General features: G+C 47.9%; 14 protein-coding genes. 1 reads left to right on the forward strand and 13 read right to left on the reverse strand.

The features are described 5' to 3' along the window. Positions 1 to 62: 62 nt before the first annotated feature. Positions 63 to 2,171 (forward strand): acetate--CoA ligase family protein, encoded by a 2,109-nt coding sequence (locus HUU58_08125; protein ID NUN45637.1) that lies wholly within the window; start codon positions 63 to 65, stop codon positions 2,169 to 2,171. Here the strand turns inward: HUU58_08125 and HUU58_08130 are convergent. From HUU58_08130 to HUU58_08190, 13 genes are all read right to left on the reverse strand, one after another. Then, complete coding sequence (locus tag HUU58_08130; protein NUN45638.1) at positions 2,166 to 4,358, reverse strand: hypothetical protein; 2,193 nt, start codon at positions 4,356 to 4,358, stop codon at positions 2,166 to 2,168. The genes HUU58_08125 and HUU58_08130 overlap by 6 nt on opposite strands. Positions 4,359 to 4,389: 31 nt before the next feature. Then, positions 4,390 to 5,103 (reverse strand): tetratricopeptide repeat protein, encoded by a 714-nt coding sequence (locus HUU58_08135; GenBank protein NUN45639.1) that lies wholly within the window; start codon positions 5,101 to 5,103, stop codon positions 4,390 to 4,392. Between the two features lie 8 nt (positions 5,104 to 5,111). Further along, positions 5,112 to 6,875 (reverse strand): carbon starvation protein A, encoded by a 1,764-nt coding sequence (locus tag HUU58_08140; GenBank protein NUN45640.1) that lies wholly within the window; start codon positions 6,873 to 6,875, stop codon positions 5,112 to 5,114. A gap of 91 nt (positions 6,876 to 6,966) precedes the next feature. After that, the gene (locus tag HUU58_08145) at positions 6,967 to 8,772 is read right to left on the reverse strand and encodes a S8 family serine peptidase (GenBank protein ID NUN45641.1); all 1,806 of its coding nucleotides are present in this window, start codon (positions 8,770 to 8,772) and stop codon (positions 6,967 to 6,969) included. Next, positions 8,769 to 10,784 (reverse strand): NAD-dependent DNA ligase LigA, encoded by a 2,016-nt coding sequence (gene ligA, locus HUU58_08150; protein NUN45642.1) that lies wholly within the window; start codon positions 10,782 to 10,784, stop codon positions 8,769 to 8,771. The genes HUU58_08145 and ligA overlap by 4 nt, the downstream gene beginning before the upstream one ends. Before the next feature lie 3 nt (positions 10,785 to 10,787). Beyond that, the gene (locus HUU58_08155; protein NUN45643.1) at positions 10,788 to 12,236 is read right to left on the reverse strand and encodes a radical SAM protein; all 1,449 of its coding nucleotides are present in this window, start codon (positions 12,234 to 12,236) and stop codon (positions 10,788 to 10,790) included. Then, complete coding sequence (locus HUU58_08160) at positions 12,236 to 13,180, reverse strand: UbiA prenyltransferase family protein (protein ID NUN45644.1); 945 nt, start codon at positions 13,178 to 13,180, stop codon at positions 12,236 to 12,238. The genes HUU58_08155 and HUU58_08160 overlap by 1 nt, the downstream gene beginning before the upstream one ends. Before the next feature lie 12 nt (positions 13,181 to 13,192). Beyond that, the gene (locus tag HUU58_08165) at positions 13,193 to 15,034 is read right to left on the reverse strand and encodes a bifunctional homocysteine S-methyltransferase/methylenetetrahydrofolate reductase (GenBank protein ID NUN45645.1); all 1,842 of its coding nucleotides are present in this window, start codon (positions 15,032 to 15,034) and stop codon (positions 13,193 to 13,195) included. A gap of 60 nt (positions 15,035 to 15,094) precedes the next feature. Further along, positions 15,095 to 16,963 carry an excinuclease ABC subunit C gene (locus HUU58_08170; protein NUN45646.1) on the reverse strand — a complete coding sequence of 623 codons (1,869 nt, stop codon included), beginning with the start codon at positions 16,961 to 16,963 and terminating at the stop codon, positions 15,095 to 15,097. Positions 16,964 to 17,180: 217 nt separating this feature from the next. Continuing rightward, positions 17,181 to 17,474, reverse strand: coding sequence for a hypothetical protein (locus HUU58_08175; GenBank protein NUN45647.1), 294 nt, complete (start codon positions 17,472 to 17,474; stop codon positions 17,181 to 17,183). A gap of 7 nt (positions 17,475 to 17,481) precedes the next feature. Then, complete coding sequence (locus HUU58_08180) at positions 17,482 to 18,558, reverse strand: NTP transferase domain-containing protein (protein ID NUN45648.1); 1,077 nt, start codon at positions 18,556 to 18,558, stop codon at positions 17,482 to 17,484. A 118-nt stretch (positions 18,559 to 18,676) separates the two neighbouring features. Beyond that, positions 18,677 to 19,687, reverse strand: coding sequence for an NAD(P)-dependent alcohol dehydrogenase (locus HUU58_08185; GenBank protein ID NUN45649.1), 1,011 nt, complete (start codon positions 19,685 to 19,687; stop codon positions 18,677 to 18,679). A 95-nt stretch (positions 19,688 to 19,782) separates the two neighbouring features. Continuing rightward, entirely contained in the window at positions 19,783 to 21,405 is a 1,623-nt protein-coding gene (locus HUU58_08190; protein NUN45650.1) for a tetratricopeptide repeat protein, read from the reverse strand. Positions 21,406 to 21,411: the final 6 nt, after the last annotated feature.

The raw sequence follows: 21,411 nt of genomic DNA on the forward strand, positions 1-21,411 counted from the left end.
AATGCATATATTTTTTGCGGTTCAAATTACTGATAAAACTACAACCCGCAAAGGAAAAAAACGTGCACGCTCTTGACGCTATATTCAAACCCCGCAACGTCGCCGTGATCGGCGCTTCGCGCAAAAGCAAAACTATCGGCCATGAAATCATTCATAACCTCATCGAATGCGGTTTCACCGGCGCGATATATCCCGTCAATCCGAATGCACCGGCCATACATAGTATCAAAGCTTATCCGACCGTCAAAGATATTCCGGACGAAGTGGATCTAGCCATCGTCACCGTGCCCAAACAACTGGTACTCGGCGTCGTGGACGAATGCGCGGCCAAAGGAATCAAAGGTCTGATCGTCATCACGGCGGGATTCAAAGAAGTCGGCGCGGAAGGTGCGGCACTTGAAGATCAACTCATGGCCAAAATAAAAAAATACGATATGCGTATGGTCGGCCCTAATTGTATGGGCGTGATCAATACCGATGAACACGTCAATCTCAATGCTACGTTTTCGCCGACCCAGTCGCGCTCCGGTAATATCGCATTCATTTCCCAAAGCGGCGCGCTCGGCGTAGCCATTCTCGAAAACGCCGAATCGCTTGAACTGGGCATTTCCAATTTTGCCAGCATCGGTAATAAACCGGATATCTCCGGCAATGATCTTTTGGAATACTGGCGTGATGATTCGCGCACTAAACTGATATTGATGTACCTTGAAAGTTTCGGCAATCCCCGGCGCTTTATCGAAGTAGCGCGCAGTATTACGCGATTCAAACCGATATTGGCCGTCAAATCGGGACGTACCATGGCGGGAGCGCGTGCCGCATCGTCTCATACCGGCGCCTTGTCCGGTTCCGACACGATCGTGGACGCGATGTTTCGCCAATCGGGCGTGATGCGCGTATCCTCCATCGAACAGCTTTTTGATGTAGCAATGGCTTTTGACAAGCAGCCGCTGCCGCACGGTGATCGCGTTGCGATTTTGAGTAACGCCGGCGGACCGGCGATCATGGCCACGGATGCGCTCGTAAGCAACGGACTAAAATTGGCCGAGTTTACACAACAAACCAAAACTGCGCTACGTCAGATTCTTTCACCGGAAGCCAGTGTTAATAATCCGGTGGATACGACGGCCGGCGGTGACGCGCAGATCTACGGCAAAGCGCTTGATATTATCTGCAAAGATCCTAATGTGGACAGCGTACTGGCAATTTTTGTTCCACCGATCACAGTGTTTCTGCGCGACGTGGCCGAACAAATCGTCGCGATCAATAAACGTTTCCCCGATAAAACCGTGCTCAGTTGTTGTATGAGCCAGGAAAAAATTCACATCAGCTATATGCGTACACACGATATTCCGACTTATACATTCCCTGAATCGGCGGCGTTGGCGTTAGCGGCGATGAATGAACACCGTAAATGGCGGCTTAAGCAGGAAGGTACGCTGCGCAAATTTGAAGTTGATAAAGCCGCAGTCGAAAAAATCATTCGCGACTGTTATGCCGCAGGAAGAACGTATCTTTCGCAAGACGAAGTATTCGGTATTCTCCGTGCATACGGATTGCGCACGGCCTCCAGTACGATCGTCAAAACGGAAGCCGAAGCCGTAGCCTTTGCCGCAAAACTCAATAAGCCCGTCGTACTCAAAGTGCATTCGTCCCAGATCGTACACAAAACGGACGTAGGCGGCGTTATCATAGACCTGCGTACCGAAGCCGATGTACAGCGCGGTTATCAGACGATCATCAAAAATCTTACGGCGCACCATCTGCAAGACAAAATCGAAGGCATGCTGGTACAAGAAATGGTTAAAGGCGGTAAAGAAATCGTACTCGGTATGAGCCGCGATCCTCAGTTTGGCCCGGTGCTCATGTGCGGCCTCGGAGGTATCTACGTCGAGGTGATGAAAGATGTCGCGTTTAAAATCGCACCTTTGACAGATATCGATGCGCGGGAGATGATCGAGTCCTTGCGCAGTTATCCGTTGTTGCAAGGTATCCGCGGTGAAAAACCGGCGGACATCGCAACCGTCGTCGAATATCTGCAACGGCTTTCGCAATTGGTCACGGACGTGGAAGCGATCACTGAAATGGATGTCAATCCGCTGATGGTATTTGAAAAATCCGAAGATTGCAAAATCGTAGATGCACGGATCAAATTGAAAGAACCCTCATAACATATCGCTGCGTTTGCGAATCCACCACTCAGCGCTGAGCAAAAGGATGATCAAAATCAAAAGCGCCGCGGCATTCCAGACGGGAATATTTTTTTCGCGTTCGAAAATCAACGGTTGAAAATTCATCACACCGGCAAGTGAATCTATACCGGATGAGGCAAAAAAACGCCCGCCGGAGGCCGATGCGATGGTCTGCAGTGTCCGCGCATTCATCGCTGTCGAACTCATTTCCAGGCTAAATGCTTCAACGGTGACAGCGGTTTTATCCGTGCCAATCAATGCACCAAAACGTTCCGCCGAAGAAGTGATAGGATAATCCCCCGGCATTAAGCCGTCCAACGTTATTTCGTATCTTCCGTTTCCGAGCGGCTGCATCGCATGCATATGGCTCGCGCTGCCGTTCTGCAAAGTCACATTCACATTCGCATCGCTTATCGGGCGAAACTGTTCATCATATACCTGCGTTGTGAGCATCACCGCTTCACCGCTGCGATATACGGATTTGCCTGCGCGCACGATGACCGGTTTGGTATCATCTTTGGCCGCAAGCCACTGTACGCTTTGTTGAATAAACGCAGGATATACCGCGTTCGATTTATTTAAACCTTTGATAATAAAATCCGCTTTCCAGAATCCATAGCCCGTAAAGGCTAATGTTTTTTGCTGCCGCAAGCGTTTGGTTATCAGCAGCGGAATATCGTTTCGTAAACGCAAGGTATTCGTGGCTCGCGACATATCTACCCGCGCAAGAACATCCGACTCTTCGGATGCCGCCACAGCATAACGGCTGATCCAAACCGGTGGCAGATCGGCCCACTGTCGCATGGTCTCTCCCGGATCGTCGGAAACGGCCACGATCGTGCTCTGGCTGGCCGATCCGCTCATACCGATAAAGACGGAGGATTCCTGCAAACTCGCGTCCGGTTTAGCTTTGATGGGAAGTCGCGACTGAATGGATTGTAATCGCCCGACTTCGATATAGATTCCGAAGAATATGGCTGCACTGCGATTGTTATCGGATATGTCCTGCAGAAAGCGTTGTAACGTCGAAGGATCGGAAGTGTTCGTCGGATAGTCGTTAAAAATATAAACATCCGCTTCCGTCGGTGACGTTCGCCCGGGCGGTTGTTCCAACTCGGTTAGCGTCCCGTTTTTTTGTTCGACGTACGCACGTACGTCCAAATTGGGATTTTCGATAAGGACGCTGTAAATAAAACGATGATCCGGACCGGGCGCTCCGGAGATCAGTGTAACGGATGTTTTGTTTTTGAGAACACGTATGACGAAGGCGCGTTGATTGTTCCGATCGGATAATTCGCCGAGCAAAGGACTTGCGCGCACCGTATATTTCTGATCACCAATTTCATCGGGTATGACATCCATCGTCACCTGCGTCAGCGCTCCGTCTTCCGGTAACACAACGATTTTGTTTTGCACGCGCTTTCCGTTGTGCAAAATTTCGACATCAATACGTTTTCCCTGATAGCCGTACGATGAAAGCGTCACGGTTACCGGGATCGTCGCTCCCAGATAAGCGGTTTCATTGTGTGAAATTTGAACAATGGCTACGTCGCGAGATTCCGCTGGATCGCCGATACCAAGCGTAAAAACCGGTACATCGGATACTTGAGCAAATCCACCAGGATCGCCGCCGATATTGTATTGGCCGTCCGTTATCATTACATACGCGGCCAGGTGTTTGCCTATAAACAGCGATTGGGTTTGCTCCAGCGCGGTACGCATATCGGTAGCATGGCCTGTCAAGGCTAGCGTATCGGATGGCTTATGATCGGACGGATATAAACGATCACTAAAGGTAAAATATCTGATATCCCACGCATCGGCATGATCCGCCCACATACGATGATCGAGTACGCCGCGCCGTTGCTGTTGGCGATCACCTTGCGCATCGCGAATGCTCATGCTTTCGGACGCATCAATCAATACCGCAACTATCGGTTTTTCTTTTTCTTCGTACTGCAAATCAAGTATGGGTTCAAATAAAATAAAAAAAGCAATGGCAAAAGCCGCGCTGCGCAAAATTATAAGAATCCGGCGACGAACTTGAGACACGGGAGGAATGGTTTCACGGTAGAGCCAAGCGGATAATCCGACGGAAAGTCCGACAATCACGATGAGGAAAAAAACACTCCAGGCAAAAGTTAACTGTATCGAAGTATAAGACAAAAGGCCTCGTTGTTCATTAATATATACAAAATTACCAATCTTTTTCCGTCTCGGAATCCGACTTGGCTTTATCTTTTATTTTCTTTTTTTGATAATCTTTTTCCTGATTTTTGAGCGCATCCAGTAATTTTTCAGCCTCTTTTTTGGTCAAACCGGATTTATTCGGATCGGACTTCTTCTTATTTTGTTGTTCGTCGTTTTGCTGTTCTTCTTTGTTTTCATCCTGCGGTTGATTTTGATCGTCCTGATTTTTTTGATCCTGTTCTTTTTTTTCCTGCTTGGATTGATTCTTATCCTGATTTTTTTGAGGCGGCGGTTGCTGCATCTGCATTTGTTTCAACGCGTATTCTAAGTTTTTTCGTGCGTCGGCGTCATCAGGATTTTTACGCAGAACGTTTTTGTAACCCTCGATACTTTCTTTAAGCTTTTTCTGCTTGTATTGAATATTCGCCATGTTATATGCGATCTTATTTTTGAGATCGGCATCGCTCGTGTTTTCCAATGCGCGCTGATAAAATTTGATCGCTTCGTCATACTGCTCCAAACGGTACAGCGCATTGCCGGCATTGTAATTCAACTCCGGATCATTGGGATTATCATTGAGCAAATTTTTGTACGCTTCCATAGCGTGAAAATTATCGCCCCGATCGTAGAGCTGATCCGCCTGACGCCGGGCAAGGCCTGTTTGTGCCGATACGACGCCGGTGAGCGTAAGAATGATATAAAACAGTAAATAGTTTTTCATATCCCGTCTCATACGGATTTTTTGGAACTGAGTTCCTTACGTAAATTATAAAAATAACGGAAAGTCATTATTACGACACCCACCGTGAGCAGCAACAGTATCGCATCGGCGATCGTCAATGCCCAGTTGCGTGCATCCAAATAGCGTTTAAATAAAAGCGAAAGCGATGTAATGGTCGTAAGGCACATAAAAATCGCCGGGATCGCCGTAAACCAAAATGGGCGCGATTTCTGTATAAGCCATGCGGTAATAGCCGTCAGTGTAAGCGCCGCCAGCAGTTGATTGGCTGAACCAAAAATCGGCCAAATCGCGGTGTATGCATTGGTAAAACCAAGCGCGATCATGCCGATCACGGGTACCAACGTATTAAAAAATTTATTACGAAATATCGGATGGGGATTTTCCATCAACGTGAGCCACAATTCTTCAAAAAGATAACGTGTCAGACGCACGATGGTATCTATCGTTGTGACCAGAAATCCCTCGAGCAGAATAATACCAAATACCGTACCGTACACCACCGAAATACCAAGCCCTTTGTCTAAAGTATGCCCTACGCCGACGGCAAACGCTAATGGCGCATTACCGGCTTTAGGGTTTCCAAATTCGTCATGCGGCCAGACGATGTCGTGATAATCCGTATAACCAAGCCCGCCCAATATGATGAGTGTCACGCAAATGCCCAACAACGCTTCCAGAAGCATCGCACCGTAACCGATCATCGGCGCATGTTTTTCGCTGCCTATTTGTTTGGATGTCGTACCGGTCGCGATCAGGGCATGCGCTCCGGATACCGAACCGCAGGCAATTGTCACAAAAAGAAACGGCCACATATAACCAAGCGCCTGAAATGATTCTGCGGAAAAATTGAACGCCGGCGCGTCGATCACTACACCGGCCAAGCCGCTTCCGATAATACCGGCAACCATTACGACAATACCGAAGTATAACAACTGTACATTGGTAAAATCCCGCGGTTGCAAAACAAGCCAAACCGGAATCCAACCTGCGATAAAACAATAAGCGCAGATCACGATCATCCAAATTTTAGGATCAAGTGTCACGGGATAAACAAATCCTACCCAAACCGAAACAAAGCAAAAAATAAAAGCCAGTAAGCTGACCGATAAAATACCGGATTCTTTTTTATAGAGAAGATATCCGATCAATGGCGCAACTAAGGTCATAACAATCACCGAAGTTGATGCGATGCCGCCGATGACACCTTTTAAAACGCCATTATCCGTAACCGTTTTTAAAATATTCTGATCTTCCGGTAAGCCAAATTCTTTTAGGGGGTACAGCGACGTGAGGGATACGGCGGTCAATTGTAAAAAAGCCGCGCAGACGAGAATGCAGAGCAATATGGCAAACGCTACAAAAAACAAAAATCCGGTTTTTCCAAGAGTACGTTTGGCAATCTCCGCGATGGATCGCCCGTCTTCACGAACGCTGACGAACAACGCTGAAAAATCATGCACCGCGCCGATAAACGTCACACCTAAAATAATCCACAACCACGTCGGCATATAGCCGTACAACAAAGCCATCGTCGGACCTACGATCGGCCCGGCCGCAGCAATGGATGCAAAATGATGCCCGAGTAATACGACAGGTTTGGTCGGAACAAAATCAACACCGTCATTTACCCGCTGCGCGGGGGTCGGTCGAGATACATCTACACCCAACCACTGTGCAACACGGCTACCGTAAAAACGGTAAGCCAACCATAATGCACCGAGTGAAACCAGCATTGCTACGGCAATATTCATGCGTTACTCCGACGAAATGTCCAAGGTTTGAAAATCCGTTTTAACAAACAGGTAAAATTTATTGATTAGTCTGTTTTTTTCACTAAGTATTTTATTTCACCAGTAACATGCGTTTGGTTTGACTAAACCCGTCGGCGGTGAGCCTGTATAAATATACTCCCGACGCTACGCGATGTCCGGATTCGTCACGACCATCCCATTGCACTTCATAGTTTCGTCGTTGCGAACGAAATCCATCGTACAGCGTTCGTACACGTTGGCCCAGCATGTTGTACACGATGATGGCAACATACCCATCCCTAAGTACATCGTACCGAATCGTTGTTTGCGGGTTGAAAGGATTAGGTGAATTTTGATGGAGTTTAAATTTGTCCGGAAGTATGCCGCCGCTATCGATTTGACCAAAATAATTAATTGCATCCCACGCATTGACGACACCGTAGCCGTAATGATTATCCGGATTGTCGGCACGATCTGCCGTAGCTTGCAAAGCATACCGCACTTGCGCAGGAGTTAGATCCGGATGTGCGGACAATAGCATCGCACAAATGCCGGCCGTTAGCGGGCACGCAAAGGACGTTCCAGAAACACCGACATAACTTGTATTTGTCGTCGAACCCGCTGCACGTACATTCGATCCCGTCGCCATGACATTGGGTTTGATCGCACCGTGCGTAGTAGGCCCTACCGAACTGAACGAAGTACGTATTCCGGAAGTATTAACCGCACCGACGGCGATCACACTATCGCCGTCCGATGGCGCACCCAGAGTATTTTTAATCACGACCGTCGCATCGCCTTCATTACCCGCGGAATTGACCACGATCACACCACGGGCCACAGCCATATTGGCCGCCTGCGTAATGCGCGTCGAATCGCCGGTCATCCATTGCCAGTTGTAATCCGTAGAATCATAATGATTGCAGCATGTCGCGTCAAACTGAATATACCCCAGCGAACTACTGATGATATCCGCGCCCCGACGCTCTGCCCATTCGATAGCGGCAATCCAATTATCTTCTTCCGCCGGCGTTTCGCTTTCGGTATTTTCTGTTTTAGCAAGTAAAAACGAAGCCTTATAAGCCGGTCCGATCAATTGGCCGGGTTTATAGCCCCCCATCGTCGAAAGCGTTTGTGTACCGTGACTCCCTTCGCCCAAATCACCTTCATCACTGACATCGTCATCCCCGTTGACAAAATCACTATCGGCCAACAATCGTCCTTCGCTGATCATTTTGGAAAAAACTTCATGGCTCAGATTATCAAAACCGGCATCAAAAACAGCGATCGTAACTCCTTGGCCTGCAAAACCGTATTGATGGACTTCAGGAACTTTTAGCAGACTCAATTGAGCGAGGGAAGCGCCATAGTCCAAAGTTGATTTTTTGGAAAGCGGCAACGGCATGGGCTTAGTTTCTGTTTCGGCAATACGTTTTGTTCTTTTCATGCGCTGGATACGGTCAATCCGTTGGATAAATGACCATTCGGTAATTTCAAGAATACGCCTGGCCGGCACTTCGGCGCTCACGGCATTAAGCCAACGCGATGTATGACGAATTTGTACACCGGCTTGACGAAGTAATTCGATATAGGAAGTTTCTACCGGCCAATCGGCTTCATCCGTCGCATGGCGCGTTCCCTTTTTTTGACGGCGCATTACCGCCTCCGGCGATATCCCCAAGGATTCAGAGTTGAATTTTGGCAACGCCGTTTGACCTTTATCCGTAAAATAAATCCACACGTGCACGTTAGTCTCCGGTTCCGAATCGGCGAGAACAGCTTTTAGACGTGGCGATATTTTGTAGGATTGTTCATCATGCACTGATAGCAAAAGCGGGGCCGTGATCAACCCAATTAACAGAACGGATAACCATTTTAATGTCAATGTTCTTTTCATTGGGCTTCGCTGATCATTTTAAGGAATTCTGTCTCGTCTATCACAGGAACATTCAGTTCCTTGGCTTTATCTAATTTGGAACCCGCCTCCGCACCGGCCAAAACATAATCCGTTTTTTTACTGACGGAACCCGATACTTTTCCGCCGCGATCTTCGATCATTTTTTTAGCGTCATTGCGGCCAAGTGAAGGCAACGTCCCCGTGAGTACAAATGTTTTTCCGCTAAATATCGAGGGTAATTCTACAGCGGATGAAATATAAATCGTCTGTACGCCCGCTTGCGTCAGTTTGTCCAGCACTTTGCGGTTTTGTGCACTGTCAAAAAACTGTTTAATACTCAGCGCCGTGCGTTCACCGATACCTTCGATGGCCGTGAGTGTTTCTACATCCGCTTGGCGCAGTGCGTCGAGGGATTTAAAATGTTTGGCTAAATCCTTGGCGCTTTCTTCGCCGACAAAACGAATGCCTATGCCGTAGATCAATCGCTCAAGTGAATTATGTTTACTGCGTTCAATAGCCGTGATCAAATTGGTCGCACTTTTTTCACCCCAGCGTTCCAACGCAAGCAACGCCTCTTTTTGAAGGTAATACAAATCCGCAAAATCATGAATACACCCGGCATCAACCAATTGCGCAACAACGGCTTCACCGCAATTTTCAATATCCATCGCATCGCGCGAACAAAAATGTTCGATACGTTTTTTGATCTGTGCATCGCAGGTGATGTTTTCACAACGCCATGCCGCCTCGCCTTCCGTTTTGACGACAGGTTCACCGCAAACCGGACACGCTTTGGGAAAGCGGAATACGTGAGCTTCCGCAGGGCGTTTATCAAAAACCACTTCGGTGATTTTGGGAATCACATCGCCGCCTTTTTCGATACGCACGGTGTCGCCGATACGAATATCTTTTTCCTGCAAAAAATCTTCGTTATGCAAAGTCACACGGCTGATCGTGGAGCCGGCTAGAAATACGGGTTCCAATTCCGCTACAGGACTAACCGTACCGGTACGTCCGACTTGCAATACAATATCACGTACGCGGGTTTCGACTTTTTGTGCTTTAAATTTATACGCAATGGCCCAACGCGGGGATTTGGCTGTCGCACCCAACGTTTCCTGCTGACGAAAGGCATTAACCTTGATCACCGCGCCGTCAATTTCAAAAGGTAAGGTGTCGCGTTTGGCTTCCCATTCTTCGCAAAACGCAAATACTTCATCCAGTGTTTTGCACACGCGATATGTTTTCATTACGGGAAAATGGAGCGATTCCAACGCCGTCAGGCTCTCCGAATGCGAAAGCAATTTTTTTTCAGCGCCCAGTTCACGCAGGTAGTATGAAAAAAACTTCAAGGGACGGGCCGCTACCAAACGCGGGTCTTGCAATTTGAGTGTTCCTGCCGACAGATTGCGCGGATTCGCAAACGGCGGTTCACCTGCTTCCGTACGCCGTGCGTTGACTTTGATGAAATCTTCGCGCAACATCAACACTTCCCCGCGCACTTCGATATGTTCCAGGTGCGCATTGGTCGCATCCAATCGCAGCGGGATCGAACGAATCGTTTTGAGGTTGATACTGACGTCCTCGCCTTTTTCTCCGTCCCCGCGCGTAACCCCTCGTACGAAGTGACCGTATTCGTAAATCAGGCTCATGGCAACGCCGTCAAATTTGAGTTCGCAAACATACTCAAATGATGCCCCTTCAAGCCCCTCCCGCACGCGGCGGTCAAAATCGGAAAGTTCCTCACGGCTGTAGGTATTACCGAGACTCATCATCGGTTGGTGATGGCGCACCGTCGGAAAATGTTTGGTCAAATCCGAACCCACGCGTTGCGTCGGCGAATCAGGGGTCACCAATTCCGGATGCCGCGTTTCAATTTCACTTAATTCACGCATTAGTTTATCGTACGCTTCATCCGTGATCGCCGGCTGCCCAAGCACGTAATACAAATAATCGTGACGATTGATTTCATCACGCAATTTGTGAACTTTTTTCTGAATATGATCGTGCATGCGTCAGGCCTTCAGTAAATTTCTAAAAAGACGTACACCGTAGCGCGCATAATTCAATAATACCTTCGGCGAATTGGCCGACCGTGCTGTTTTATAAATATAGGACGGCGACAGATACAGACTTCTTAAACCCGATTTCCGGTATTCGACCAACTGATCCCGTGATAAAAAGAGACTGCCGGACGCCGGATCCGCAAAATAGTCGTGACCGAGCGGCGCCGAAGTAAGCAAACCCATCGATTGAGCGATCGTATATAATTCCGTTCCTTCAAAGGGTGTGGCTAAGTGGATTTCATAAAAATCACAAGCCAGTTCCCGTGCCAGCGCGATTGTGTCTCGGATGGTTTGATCATTGTCCCACGGAAGTCCGATCATGAAAAATCCGTACATCTTTAAGCCGCCTTGCCGAACTAAAGCCGCGGCACGTCTTGCATCCTCGACCGTGGCTTCTTTTTTCATTTTTTTCAAGACGTCATCGTTGCCGCTTTCAAAACCGAATGCGACCAGCCAACAACCGGCTTTTTTCATCCATGCCAAACGTTCCTCATCCACGGTATCTACACGGCTATTGGCCACCCAGGCAATGTTCAGATTACGACGAAGAATTTCTTGACACAGTGCGATAACAAATTTTTTATTGATCGTAAACGTATCGGCTTTGAAAAAAAAATTGCGAATACCATAGCGAGTAACGCATTCCTCCAGTTCATCTACGATATTTTGCGGGGAACGCGAACGGACGCGTGCACCGGAAATTGCGGGCGTCAAACAGAATACACACTGCGACGGGCAACCTCGTGCGGTTTGAATCGTAGCCTGCGCTTCACCGGTATCCGGACGGACGTACAGGTCGTTTTTTAGCAAATCTCTTGCCGGAAACGGTATGGCATCCAGATCGGTTTCAAACGCTTCGATGCGCGTGCGCTTCCATGTACCGTCAGGCAAACGAAATATAATATTGGGAATATCCTCGGGCGCTGTATGCGCGTGTAAACCTTCGACCAATCCTTTTATTTCTGTTTCCGCTTCACCGACAAGAGCATAGTCCATCGCCTCGAAAACAGGTTCAGACAGACCACGCAAATCGCCCGCCCAAAACCAAGCGCCTTTGGCGACAGTAATTACCGAAGGATTATTTTTTTTAATTCGGCGAAATGCCTCCATATCGTCGCGCAGCGTAGCGTTGGTGATACTCATCACGACAAGATCCGGATTGAGCGCAGAAAATTGTTTTTCAAAATCATCCCATGTGCAGCCTTCGGCCGGAAAATCGGTAATCGCACAACGGATGCCTGCCGCACGCATAACGGACGCCATGTAGGCCAGATCGTTGGGTGCTCGAAGCGAAACCGCCGAAGAGGCCTCCACATTCGCTTGGCAACGGTCTTCGCCACGTTGGAAAAGTGCGCCGGGCGGATTAAAAAACCAAATGTGACGTATCGGTGATCCCATTATAGTCCTATGGGCAATGCCACGCGGTGAATAGCGACCATCATCAGCGCCGTCCATAAAATAACTGCGGCCATTAAGGGACGATCTGAGAGTATTAAGCGGGTATGATCGAGGCGTTCCTCATTGCGGTGTATCACGTAGATATAACGCATCGTGCCGTAAAACACGACCAAGACCGTAGAGAGTATAATATATTCGTGTTGCCAGGTTCCCCGCGCCAAGATATAAAAAACATATGAACCGATAACCGACGCGGCCGATAATAAAATCAGCATGTCTAACAAATACGGTGTATAACCGCGGGTGTGAAACGCTTCCGTACCGTCATAGACGATCTCATAACGGCGTTTACTAAATGCGATTAACGCGGACAGAAAAAAGGTAGTAACCAGCATCCACGTCCCGGTGGGTATATTCACAGCGGCAGCGCCCGCCCAAATACGAATCACAAAACCCAAAGCGATGACCACCGCGTCCACGATCACCCATCGTTTCAAAAACCAGGTGTAACCGATATTAAGCGCCACATATCCCGCTATGACATAGGCCAACGCCGGTGCGAGTGCATACGCTCCCCCGATGGAAGCGAACGCCAGTATCGTCGCCATAAAAAGCGCATCATGCACCGATACCAGGCCGCGCGTTATGGGCCGAAGCTGTTTGGACGGATGACGCGCATCTTCTTCCCGATCCACCACATCATTAAAAAGATATACGGCACTGGCCGCCAAACAAAATAAACCAAAGGCTGCCGAAATGTACACTATCTGAACAGACGTCCATTCCGAAGCCGAGAACAGCAGCGGTACCAAAACAAAAATATTTTTTATCCAATGCAACGGTCGCATGGCCGCCAGCATATTACGCCACAATGCACTCCGGGATGACTGGCGATGGGTTGCTTCGGAGCGGCCTATCTCTGTTTTGATTTCTGTGGGTTTCATAGATATAGTATTTTACAAAACTTCCAGCACATCGAACGCCATTTCAAATTTATTAAATGGCGGCATTATGTAGACGCCGTCCACCATAGACTTCGCTTCGCGAAGAAATTCTTTGGCTATCAAAACGCCCTCCTCCTGCCCGCGGTCGCCGGCTTTAGTCATACGTTCCCGGATATTTTCAGGAATCGTAATATCCGGAATTTCATGATGCATGAAATTCGCATGTTTGGCATTTTTTAGAGGCATGATACCCAAAAGAACCGGGATTTTGCCTTTGTATTTTTCGGCAAAATCTTCCAGCGGCTTGAGATCATACAAAACCTGTGTCATTGCAAAGTCCGCTCCCGACGCGATTTTTTGATCATACCGGTCATACTCGCGCGCCATATCTACGGCTGTCGGATTAACCGCGCACGACTTAAAAAAATTAGTACGCGAACCGATGGATTTCCCGGCTAAATCAATGCCGTTATTCAGATTGCGAATCAAATTAATCAAGCCGATCGAATCCACATCGAAAACCCCTGTGGCGTTGGGATAATCACCGACCAGCGGCGGGTCACCGGTAATGCCGAGTATCGTGCGAATGTGCATGACGTGCGCGCTCATCAGTTCGGACTGCATGGCGATCAGATTACGGTCACGGCACGAAAAATGTAATATCGTTTCGATCTGAACGCTTTGTTTAATCAACCCGGCCATAGCCAAAGGCGTCATTCCGGCTTTCGCCAACGGATTGTCGGCAATATTGATGGCATCCACATTATGCCGGCGGCACATTACCGCACCTTCGATGACCTTATCGTAATTCAGTCCACGCGGCGGATCCAATTCCACGCTGATAACAAATTTTTTATCGCGAAATTTATCGATGAGCGAGGAGCGTAGATGCGATGTAGGTTGTTCGGCTTTGGACGATTCTTCCGTTTCGATGACCACCGTTTTCTTTTCGATCTTTTTCGGCGGCTGATCGCCGATAGCTTTTTTGATTTGACGAATATGCTCCGGTGTCGTACCGCAACATCCACCGATAATATTAGCACCGGCCTGCATATAAAGTTTGGCGTAATCGGAAAAATAATCCGGCGACGCCAAATAAATGTATCTCCCACCGACGAGCCGCGGCAATCCGGCGTTGGGCTGAACGGAAAATCCGATATCCGGAACGATATTTATTTTTTCCAGCACTTCCAGCAGCGCCTGCGGTCCGACGGAACAATTGGCACCCACGACATTAGCGCCCGCTTCTTTGAGTACACGCGCCACTTCGGATGGTTTATTACCCATCAGCGTTTTGGCTTCATCGTTAAATGTCATTTGCGCGACGATGGGAAGACCCGTGACACTACGTGCCCCTGTGACGGCTTCGCGCGCTTCCTCGAGATCACCGATCGTTTCGATCATCAAAAGATCGGCGCCGTTATCGGCTAGAATTTTGGCCTGTTCGGCAAAATAAGCCCGCGCTTCGGCATGCGTTATTTTTCCGATCGGTTCCAGTGGTTTACCCAACGGCCCTATCGAACCGGCCACAAAAATACGCCGACCCAACGCTTCTGTTTTATATTTAGCCGTCGTCACGGCAATACGAACCCCCGCGGCATTCACAGCTTGAATTTTCTCTTCTAAGCCGTGATGCATCAGACGAAAACGATTACCGCCAAACGTGTTGGTTTCGATAATGTCCGCCCCGGCATCAATATAAGCTTCATGTATGGCACGTACCATTTCCGGATGAGATAAATTGATCTCATCAAAACAGTGATCAAATGAAATTCCTTTTTCATACAAAACCGTACCCATCGCTCCGTCACATACCAATACCCGTTTGGCGAGGGTTTCTAAAAATTCACTCATACCTGTGTCTATTCCGATTATGGTTAATTATATAAATAATACAGCGTCGGAGGCCTTTCTTCAATGACTTTCTTCGTCGTCACGGCTTTCGAAATACGCATAGATTTGGCGTGCCACATCGCCGGGAATGCCTTCAACCAGCATGATTTCCTCCAGTCCGGCCTCGGATAACGCTTGAACGGAACCAAAGTGTTGTAGCAATAACGTACGCCGCTTTTCGCCGACACCTTCGATCTGATCAATTTCCGATACCAATGTGCGCTTATCGCGCAAACTGCGGTGAAATGTAATGGCAAACCGATGCGCTTCGTCTCTCACATGTTGTAGAAGTTTGATGGCCGAGGACGTTTTGGGAATCATGATCGCATCATGCACATCCGGTATGAAAATTTCTTCCAGGCGTTTGGCCAAACCGACGATGGCCTGCCCCTCCGATCCCGCGCGCGAAACGACGATGCCAAGTGCTTCCAACGCTTTTACCGCAGCTGACAACTGCCCTTTTCCGCCGTCCACGACGATCAGATCGGGAAAATCCAAACCTTCCTCAAGTACGCGCAGATAACGGCGTGTGATGATTTCATGCATACTGGCAAAATCATCCGGGCCTTCCACCGTTTTGATTTTAAATTTTCGATAATCGCCTTTTTTCGGTTTGCCGTCCACAAAGACCACCATGGAAGCCACCGGATCCGTACCTTGAATATTGGAATTATCAAAACATTCGATACGCCGCGGAATACGTTGTAAGGACAGATCGCGTTTGAGACTCTCGAGTACGCGCGGTACGAATTGCTCTTTGGCTTTGAGACGCTGGAGTTTAAGTTCGCCTAAAAGAAGTTCCGCATTGCGCTCGCACATGGTTACGAGTTTATGTTTTTCACCGATTTTAGGTACGACCAATTCGACGCGTTCACCGGATTTTTGCGTTAGCCAGGTGGTCAGTGCATTTTCCTCCGACAGCGCCTGCGGTAAATAAATATGCCGGGGTACAAAATCCGCCTGCATATAATATCCCTGAAGCAACGATTCGAGCACTTCTTCCGGCGCTTTATCCGTGACGTGGCTGAAATAATAATGCTGGCGTCCGATCAGTTTACCGTCTCTAATTTTAAATATAACGCCGCACGCATCATCCGCTTCGATCGCTACCGCCGCTATGTCCCGGTCAGCCATATCTTCAAACATCACTTTTTGCGCGGCCGTATAATTTTCGATAGATGCAATCCGATCACGTAAACGCGCCGCTTCTTCAAACTTCATCGCGTCGGCATACGATTGCATGGCGACTTTCAGTTGGCGAATCAACTCACCGGTTTTGCCGTTAAGGAAACGCGTCATTTGATCAACGACAGCGCGATAGTCTTCTTTAGTGACGAACCCTTGGCAGGGACCGTCGCATTTTTTGATATGATAGTCGAGACAGAGTTTGATTTTTTTGGATTCTACCAATTCCGGTGTGAAATAATGCCGGCAGCTTCGAATCGGAAAAATGCGATGGAGTGTTTTGAGCGTGTGCCGCAAATTTTTCACATCTGTATAAGGACCGAAAAATTTTCCGCCGCCGCGCTCTTTTTCGCGCGTTACATAGATGCGGGGAAACATCTCATCCGTAACTTTGATGTAGGGAAAACTTTTATCGTCTTTAAGTTCGATATTGTAACGGGGCTTATGTTCTTTGACCAAATTGGATTCGAGGATCAACGCTTCGATTTCCGAATCGGTTTGAATGATCTCGAGATCAACCACTTTGGAAACCATGACCGCTACTTTAGTATCATCGCGTTTTCCTTCTTGAAAATACTGGCGCACGCGATTTCTTAAAATTTTGGCCTTGCCGATGTATATGATCTTACCTTCACCGTTTTTAAAAAGATAACATCCCGGCGTTTTGGGTAAGTGTTCGAGTTTATGTTCCAGAATATCATTCATGGCTGCAATTATACATTTTTTCCGATTGATATGCCACAGGCGCGGCGTCTAGTAGTTAAGCAAAGCGAGACATACCGAGATGAGCACTGTTCGACTCAATACGAATCTCTACTCTACGAGCAACGTATTCTAATTAATCAACCATTCAAATCAACGGACAAAAAAACCTCTTCGTTTCAACAAAGAGGTTTCATAAAAATGAAAAATTTTATTCCGGCTATTCTTCCGAATCTGTCAATTCCAATTCATCCTGCGTTGCGCGTTTGCGCTCGCTCTCGATGATGGTCATAACCGGCTTAGGCACTTCGATACCCGTAAGATCGAAAGGAGCCAATTCTCGCGCTAAAATATTGATCCGGCGATCAATCATGTGACGTTTATTGAGCAAAATCCACTGCGTATCATCTTTGACGCACATGCCTCCGGCAAAATCGCCTTTTTCATGCCGCACCTTCAGTCCTAGCTTCGCAGCAATATCTTCTAACGTATCGAGTATTTTTTCTTTTTTCATGAGCTACTTATAAAAGTTCGTTTTTTTTCTGCGCCTGCAGTGTTTCTACTATCTTTTTTACATCCTGGGCACGATCACGCGGACAGATCATCAAAGCATCTTCGGTTTCAACAACGATCAAATCACTGACTCCGACAAGCGCGATCGTTTTTCCCGGGCTGAATAATAATGAATTATTAGCTTCGATGCAAACGGCTTGACCGATGACCGCATTACCATTTTCATCTTTATTTGAAAGCTGATACACCTCTTCCCAGCTTCCGACGTCATTCCAGCGAAAATGACCTTTGAGAACATAAACTTCTTTAGTGTGTTCCATCACGCCGTAATCTATAGATATACCCTTGATACGACGATAGACCTGATCTACTGTTGCCGTATAATCCGCTGTACCGATCGTCGGTTTGATTTCTACAAGGCCTTCATACAGTTCCGGAAGATGCATTTCGATCAATCGTAATATTGTCGAGGCTTTCCATACAAACATCCCGCTATTCCACAAAAAATCACCGGTCGCAATAAAACTTTTCGCCGTTTCAAGGTTCGGTTTTTCGGCAAAGGTTTTCACCCGATAAGCTTTTTCACCGCGGGCTTCGAGCGATTCGTTTTCTATAAATTGAATATAACCGTAGCCGGTTTCCGGACGCGTAGGTACAATCCCGATCGTCACACACGCCTCCGTGCGAAGTGCTACTTCAGCCGCGGCCTCAACGGTTTTACAAAATACGTCATCCGGTGTGATAAGATGATCGGCGGCTAAAACTACCATCACACCATTCGGATCTTTTTCCATCACATGGAGCGCGGCAAGGCCGATACAGGGAGCCGTATTACGACCCACCGGTTCTACGAGAATATTCGGCGAAGGCAATTGCGGCAATTGGCGATGCACTTCGGATGCCTGCGCCTGATTGGTCACAACCAAAATTTCAGACGGTTTTGCGATGGAAGTGATACGGTTTACCGTATGTTGTATCATCGTATGTTCGCCGAAAATATTCAGCAGTTGCTTGGGACGATGCGCCCGGCTGCGAGGCCAAAATCGGGTCCCCGATCCGCCCGCCATAATCACGGGATATATCATATTTTTTTCATTCACGTTAAAGGATGTCGTTTACCAAAAATTCATCGATGGTAGCATGTTTCAAAAAATGCGCGTGAAAATAAGAGGGTTTGAGGTGAATGGCAAGCAAAAGTCCTGATCATTCCCAGTCGGCTTTGAGAACCATACGATAGCGTACTTTATTTGCTCGCAGTCTGGCGACAGCCTCCTGTGCCTGTTTCATAGGCAGTTCTTCGACCATCGGACGTACATGATGTTGTGCGGCAAAATCCAGCATCGTTCGCATGGTCTCAGGACTTCCGACCACACTGCCGGTTACGATCTTTTGACCGTCAAGCAGTATATCCGGAGAAATGCGAATTTCCTCAGCAGGATAGCCTAACAAACACAATACGCCGCCCCAAGTCAAATGCCGCAACCAATGATTCCAGTCCAGCGAAGCGGCGGTTGCTGCGATCATCAGGTCAAACGTACCCTTTGGTGCAGAGTCTGTTAAAGCCGCCTGATGTGCGCCTAATTCTTTCGCTAAGGTAAGGCGGTCCTCAGACAGATCAAACGCGGTGACTTTACTTCCCATACGCGCCGCAAATTGGACGGCAAGATGCCCTAGCCCGCCCATACCGATAATCCCGATGTGTCTTGTTTTCGGAGTAACCCACGTTTGCAAGGCACTAAAAACCGTAAGCCCCGCGCACATAAGTGGCGCAGCATGAACAGACGGCATCGTCTCGGGAATAAGATAAACAAAATGCTGATGCGCGCGCACGTATTCGGCAAATCCGCCGTATTGATTAACGCAGGTTCGTTTTTTTCCGACTTCACACAGATGAGCACGACCGGTGGTACAAACTTCGCATAGCCCGCAGGAACCGCATTGCCAACCGATACCCACACGCTGGCCGGGCTTCAGATCACGAACGGAAGCCCCGGTTTGAATAATATGCCCGATGATTTCATGCCCCGGTACGAAAGGAAAAGTGCATGCCCAGTCGCCGTCCATCAGATGTAAATCGCTGTGACACAAAGCACAGTATTCGACTTTGATTTCGATTTCATCAGCACCTAAAGACGCTCGATCATATTCAAAAGCAGAAAGTGGCGCACCGGGAGCGTGAACAGCTAAAGCACGTATTGTTTTAGATTGGGACATTTTAATCTGTACGCATGCAGGCGTTAATTATGCCAAGAGAAAGAAAACGATGACTTCGTATTTATTAACGAGAATACATGTCGTGGCATTCTATTTTAATTAGAACCGCCGCCCGCGCGATCTTCGTTTATCTCAATATGCGTTGTGGTTTCGCCGGAGCGAACCATTTTTTCGCGGCGTTCCATTTCGGCCAAACCTTTACGCGCCATCGTATTGTCGGGATTGTTTTTCAGCAATTGCAACCAGACTTTGCGGGACGACTCGAAATCTTCTTTCCACATGTAAACATACCCGAGGTTGACATAGGCATCGGTATAATCCCGCTTGATCTGAATAGCCAGAAAAATATGTTTCAGGCTTTCTTCCCAGCGGTGTGCTGTACCCAACATATAGCCGAGATTATTGTGCGCTTGAGCATTGTAGGCGTTGATTTCAATCGCCTTCTCTGTCATAATCATACCGGAATCGGCCTGACCGTGATAAAACATGGCCACACCGAGATTGACATACGCATCATCGTAGGTCGGATCTTGTTCGATAGCTTTATAGTAGGTTCGAATGCGCTCCGCATGGTTTTCCGTTTTTAATGCGGCTTGCAAAAGCGTGTACGCCGTCGCTTTGCGCGCACCGCTCAAGATTTTACGTACATGATCGAGATTGTATCGCGCCCCCGCCATCGCCGGATCAGCGACCAGAGCCTGTTCAAAATAGGTGACCGCTTTTTTATAAAACTCATCCGAACGGTTTTTATCGCCGCCCGCCAAAGCCTGATTACCGAGAGTAAAATACACATAACCAAGATTATTCAGTGCTTTGCTGGATGATGGTTGATACGTCAATGCGCGTTGGAAAAAACCGATCGCTTTGGGATAATCACTACGGGAAAAAAAGATCGCGCCGATTTCGGTGTACCCTTCGTGCATTTCCGGGCGCAACGAAACCGCTTTGCTCAAATGTTTCAATGCATTATCGTAGTCCAGCTTTTCCAAATACGTTTTACCGATAAAGTAGTGAATCTTATAGTTAGCCGAGGTGTCCTCCTCGAGATAAGCAATCGCGGATTGAAATTTTTCTATCGCTTTATCGTACGATACATCGGTAAATAATTTCAAACCTTCTTCGTAGGCCTGCGTGCCGATCGTATAATCTACCCAATGTACCGCTTCGGAATCGCCGGGCAGATAGCTTAGCATCGTTTCAAATGAGGCCCGCGCTTTGTCATAATCGCCTTTGACAAAATAGACAAAACCCAACTCACGATACACGTCTATCAAAGTCGAATCCGATTCGATCGCACGTTTGAATTCTAACTCGGCTTTAAAATATTCCTGCCGCTGATAAAACAATGTTCCAAGCACGTAGTGCGCCGCCGCTATCGTCGGGTTGTCGTCGGCATGCTCCAGTATTTTAACCCACACGGGTAGCGCTTCATCAAAATCGCCTTTTTCGTACAGCGAATCCCCCACAGCACGAAGCTCTATCTTTTCCTCAGCAGAAAGCACGGTTTTCGGAACAGAAACAACGGTGATTACAGGTTCAGAAGGCCCCTTTTTTTCTTCCGCAAGAGTTTCTGTTGTATGACCATGCTTGTCGGTCGAAGCAGATGCCGTCGTATTATTTTTAATACCCGGTTCCGGTTGTACAGCTGTGCGCGATGAACATCCGATCATCACCGACACAGTGATGCCTACCACCCATAACGAAAGTTTTATTCTCATCTACTG

The sequence above is a fragment of the bacterium genome (assembly GCA_013360215.1).
Taxonomy (GTDB): domain Bacteria; phylum CLD3; class CLD3; order SB21; family SB21; genus JABWCP01.

Coding starts and splice junctions, on each gene's coding strand:
- HUU58_08190 (NUN45650.1), bottom strand. CDS start 21,405: ATGAGAATAAAACTTTCGTTATGGGTGGTAGGCATCACTGTGTCGGTG.
- HUU58_08180 (NUN45648.1), bottom strand. CDS start 18,558: ATGATATATCCCGTGATTATGGCGGGCGGATCGGGGACCCGATTTTGG.
- HUU58_08145 (NUN45641.1), bottom strand. CDS start 8,772: ATGAAAAGAACATTGACATTAAAATGGTTATCCGTTCTGTTAATTGGG.
- ligA (NUN45642.1), bottom strand. CDS start 10,784: ATGCACGATCATATTCAGAAAAAAGTTCACAAATTGCGTGATGAAATC.
- HUU58_08175 (NUN45647.1), bottom strand. CDS start 17,474: ATGAAAAAAGAAAAAATACTCGATACGTTAGAAGATATTGCTGCGAAG.
- HUU58_08140 (NUN45640.1), bottom strand. CDS start 6,875: ATGAATATTGCCGTAGCAATGCTGGTTTCACTCGGTGCATTATGGTTG.
- HUU58_08160 (NUN45644.1), bottom strand. CDS start 13,180: ATGAAACCCACAGAAATCAAAACAGAGATAGGCCGCTCCGAAGCAACC.
- HUU58_08185 (NUN45649.1), bottom strand. CDS start 19,687: ATGTCCCAATCTAAAACAATACGTGCTTTAGCTGTTCACGCTCCCGGT.
- HUU58_08155 (NUN45643.1), bottom strand. CDS start 12,236: ATGGGATCACCGATACGTCACATTTGGTTTTTTAATCCGCCCGGCGCA.
- HUU58_08165 (NUN45645.1), bottom strand. CDS start 15,034: ATGAGTGAATTTTTAGAAACCCTCGCCAAACGGGTATTGGTATGTGAC.
- HUU58_08170 (NUN45646.1), bottom strand. CDS start 16,963: ATGAATGATATTCTGGAACATAAACTCGAACACTTACCCAAAACGCCG.
- HUU58_08135 (NUN45639.1), bottom strand. CDS start 5,103: ATGAAAAACTATTTACTGTTTTATATCATTCTTACGCTCACCGGCGTC.